Annotated in this window: 2 protein-coding genes; both read left to right on the top strand. The window is 71.4% G+C overall.

What is annotated here, in order from left to right:
• Nucleotides 1-14 precede the first annotated feature (14 nt).
• Nucleotides 15-4,220: a type I polyketide synthase gene (locus JK364_RS53890; RefSeq protein WP_372462111.1), complete on the top strand. Its 4,206-nt coding sequence runs from the start codon at nucleotides 15-17 to the stop codon at nucleotides 4,218-4,220.
• A gap of 8 nt (nucleotides 4,221-4,228) precedes the next feature.
• Nucleotides 4,229-4,558: beta-ketoacyl synthase N-terminal-like domain-containing protein (locus JK364_RS53895; protein ID WP_230993960.1), on the top strand; the 330-nt coding region annotated here is incomplete at its 3' end.

Here is a 4,558-nt window from a genome sequence, read left to right on the forward strand (position 1 = left end):
AGATGGTGGAGGCGATGCGGCATGGGGTGTTGCCGCGGACGATTCATGTGGATGAGCCGTCGCGGCAGGTGGATTGGGCGTCTGGTGCGGTGGAGTTGTTGACTGAGGCGCGCCAGTGGCCGGTCAACGGGCACCCGCGCCGGGCTGGGATCTCTTCCTTCGGCGTCAGCGGCACCAACGCCCACCTCATCCTTGAACAGGCCGAACCGGTCCGCGCGTTGGAGAAGGAGGAGGCGAGCGGCGGCGGCGCCCTCCCGTACCTGCTGTCCGCCAAGACCCAGGAGGCTCTCAAAGAGCAGGCCGGGAGGCTGGCCGCGCACCTCGACGGACGGACCGACCTCGACCCCGCCGACGTCGCCTTCTCCCTGGCGACCACCCGGGTCTCCTTCGATGAACGAGTGGCGCTCATCGCCGGAAACCGCGACGAGTTGATGAGCGGCCTATGTGCCCTGGCGAACGACGAGTCGGCACGGGGTGCGCATCGTGGGCAGGTGCGCGGGCCTGCGAAGTCGGCGTGGGTGTTCACGGGTCAGGGTGCGCAGCGTCTGGGGATGGGTCGTGAGTTGCATGGGGCGTTTCCGGTGTTCGCGGCGGCGTTCGATGAGGTGTGTGCCGGTTTTGAGGGCGTGTTGGAGGGTTCGCTGAGTGAGGTGTTGTGGGGTGAGGACAAGGCGCTGCTGGACCAGACGGTGTGGGCTCAGGCCGGGCTGTTCGCGGTCGAGGTCGCGTTGTTCCGTCTTCTCGAGTCGTGGGGTGTGCGACCCGACTATCTGGTCGGGCACTCCATCGGGGAGATCGCGGCAGCGCACGTGGGGGGCATGATCTCGCTGCCTGATGTGTGTGTTCTGGTGGGTGCGCGTGGCCGTCTGATGCAGGCGCTTCCCTCCGGCGGTGCGATGGTCGCCGTGCAGGCTTCCGAGGACGAGGTCGTGGAGCTGTTGGACGGTGCGGAGATCGCGGCCGTCAACAGCCCGGCCTCCGTGGTCGTCTCCGGCCCCGAGGACGCCGTGGCCCGGACGGCGGGAGCCTGCGCCGACAGGGGCTGGAAGACGCGCGGGCTCGCGGTGTCACACGCCTTCCACTCCGCCCTCATGGAACCGATGCTGGACGACTTCGCCCGCGCGGTGGACGGCATCACCTTCGAGCCGCCGCGGATCCCGGTGATCTCCACCGTGACCGGGGAGCCGCTGACCGAAGCCGACGTCCAGTACTGGGCGAACCAGATCCGCCGACCGGTGCGGTTCGCCGACGCGATCACACATCTGTCGGAAGCAGGCGTCGGCACATTCCTCGAGGTCGGCCCGGACGCGGCGCTCACCCTCATGGTCGAGCACACCGTCGACGACGCGACGGTGATTCCCGGCTCTCGCCGCGACCGCGACGAAACGACCACCCTCATCACCGCACTCGCCCGCCTCCACACCAACGGCGTCACCATCGACTGGGAGAAGTTCTTCACCGGAACCGGCGCCCGCCATGTCGACCTCCCCACCTATGCCTTCCAGCACCAGCGGTTCTGGTTGCCGAACGGCCGGTCGAGTGCGGACCCGGCGGCGATGGGGCTCGGCTCCGCCGAACATCCCCTCCTCGGCGCGGTGGTTCCGCTCGTGGATTCCGGTGGTGCCGTCCTCGCGGGACGGATCTCGCTCGCCGATCAGCCCTGGCTGGCCGACCACGTCGTCCGCGGCACCGTCATCCTGCCGGGGACCGCGTTCGTCGGGCTGGCGTTGCGGGCCGGCGAGCAGGCCGGTTGCGAGATCGTCGAGGAACTCGTCCTGGAGGCGCCGCTCGCCGTCCCCGACCGGGGCGCGATCCAGCTCCAGGTAGTCGTGACGGCGGAGGACAGTGACGGCCGCAGCCGGGTCGCCGTGCACTCCCGTCCGGAGGGCTGGGAAGGGCCGTGGACGCGTCACGCTTCGGGCGTCCTGAGCTCCGCCGCGCCGCAGACGTCGTCTTTCGACCTGGACGCGTGGCCGCCCCCTGGCGCGGAGCCCGTGGCTCTGGACGGCTTCTACGAGGGGATGGCCGCGGCCGGGCTGGACTACGGGCGGGCGTTCCAAGGTCTGCGCGCGGTCTGGCGGGACGGCGCGGACCTCTTCGCGGAGGTCGAGCTTTCCCGTGAGGACCGGGAGGACGCCGACCGGTTCGGGCTGCACCCGGCGCTGCTGGACATGTGCCTGCATCCGGCCGCGCTGCGGGACGGCCGGGCCGGTGCGGAGGCGGCGCTGCCGTTTTCCTGGTCCCAGGTGACGCTCCACGCGGTGGGGGCGTCGAGCGGACGCGTCAGGCTCTCCCCAACCGGATCGGACGGGCTGAGCCTGCATGTGGCCGACGCCACGGGCGCTCCGGTGCTTTCGGCCGCGTCGTTCGTGACACGGCCCGTTCCGGACGGGGTCCCCGCGGCATCGGGACCCGCCCTCCATGATTCGCTGTTCCGCCTCGAATGGCTCCCCGTCCCGGTCTCGGACCGGGCCCCCCTCGACTGGCGGTACTGGGAGGACGTCCAGGCGGGACCCGCGCCCGATGTGGTCGTGCTGACGGTCGGCGGCGGCGATGCCCGGACGCGGGCCGGTCGCGTACTGGAGGTCCTCCAGTCCTGGTTCGCGGACGATCGGTTCGCGGGGTCGCGGCTCGTGGTGCTGACACGCGGGGCGGTGTCCGCCGGCGGTGAGGACGTCACGGACCCTGGCGCCGCCGCGGTGTGGGGATTGATTCGTTCGGCTCAGGCGGAGAACCCCGGCGCCCGCATCACGATCGCCGACGCCGTCCCGGACGATCTGCCTCTGGTGGTCGCCTCCGACGAGCCGCAGGTGGTCGTGCGCGACGGTGCCGTGAGCGTCGCTCGCCTGGCGCGAGTGGCGGCCGAGCAGTTGGCCGGCGACCGGAAGCCGGTGTTCGACGACTCGGGGACGGTCCTGGTGACCGGTGGCACGGGTGCGCTCGGCGCACTGGTGGCGCGGCATCTGGTGGCCGCCCACGGTGTTCGCCGCCTGGTCCTCACCAGCCGCCGGGGTATGGAGGCGGCGGGCGCACCCGAACTCCGGGACGAACTGGCCGGGTTGGGCGCCGAGGTGTCGATCGCCGAGTGCGACGTGGCCGACCGGGGCGCCGTGGCCGCCCTGCTGTCCGCGATCCCGCCGGAGTTCCCGCTGCGGGGCGTCGTTCACGCGGCGGGTGTGCTGGACGACGGCGTGATCGGTTCGCTCACGCCGGAACGCCTCGACACCGTTTTCGCCCCCAAGGTGGACGCGGCACTGAACCTTCACGACCTCACCCGGGACCTGGACCTGTCGGCGTTCGTGCTCTTCTCATCGGGTGCCGGCGTGCTGGGCGCGTCGGGTCAGGGCAACTACGCGGCGGCGAACGCGTTCCTGGACGCGTTGGCCGCCCACCGTCGCGCCGGCGGGCTCCCCGCGCAGTCGCTCGCCTGGGGGCTCTGGGACACCGGGGGTGGCATCGCGGGCGGCCTCTCCGCGGCCGACCGGCAGCGGATGAGCCGCAGCGGTGTCCTGCCGCTGCAAGTGGAGGACGGACTCAGGCTCTTCGACGCCGCGACCGGGATCGACGAGACCGTGGTCATTCCGATCCGGCTCGGCCTCGGGACGGCGCGCGGGTCCGCCGACCAACTGCCGCCGATGTTCCGCGGGCTGGTCCGCGTCCATGGCCGGTCCGCCGCCGGGGCCGCGCGGACGGGCGCGACGCCCGCCGCCTACCGTCGGCGGCTCGCGGCGCTGTCCCCGGCCGAACGGCGGAACGAGGTGCTCGGCCTCGTCCGCGGCAGCGCCGCCGAGATCCTCGGGCACCCCGGAGCCGACGCCGTCGAGCCGGACCGCGCCTTCAGCGAGCTGGGCTTCGACTCGCTCAGCGCCGTCGAGTTCCGCAACCGCGTCGGCGAGGCCACCGGGCTGCGGCTGCCAGCGACGCTCGTCTTCGAGTACACGAACGCCCGCGACCTCGCGGCCCACCTGCTCCAGGAGCTGGTGCCGGACGAGGACGCGGTGGGCGGCGCCCCCGAGGAGCAGTCGATCCGGGAGGCCCTCCGGACGATCCCGCTCGCCCGCCTACGCGCCGCCGGCCTGATCGACGGGCTGCTCGCGCTGGCGGACGGTGTGGCCGCCGAGCCGGGCGAGGACGCCTCGATCGACTCGATGGACACCGATGAGTTGATCAACTTGGCGCTCAACGGCTCCGGCGCCGACGACACCGCTGCGGAGAGGTGAGATACCCGATGGCTGAGTCCGACCAGAAGCTGGTCGCCGCGCTGCGCGCCTCTTTGAAGGAGGCCGAGCAGCTCCGCGCCCAGAACCGCAGGCTCACCGCGGCGTGGCACGAGCCGATCGCGATTATTGGGATGGCGTGTCGGTATCCGGGTGGGGTGGGGTCTCCGGAGGATTTGTGGGGTGTGGTTGCGGAGGGGCGTGATGTTGTTTCTGGTTTTCCGGGTGATCGTGGTTGGGATCTTGCTTCTCTGGTCGATGTGACGGGGGGGCGTCCTGATTCGAGTTATGTCGATCAGGGTGGGTTTTTGTATGGGGCGGGGGAGTTTGATTGTGGGTTT

The organism is Streptomyces endocoffeicus, from assembly GCF_016741935.1.
Taxonomy (GTDB): Bacteria; Actinomycetota; Actinomycetes; order Streptomycetales; family Streptomycetaceae; genus Streptomyces; species Streptomyces endocoffeicus.

Coding starts and splice junctions, on each gene's coding strand:
- JK364_RS53890 (WP_372462111.1), top strand. CDS start 15: ATGCGGCATGGGGTGTTGCCGCGGACGATTCATGTGGATGAGCCGTCG.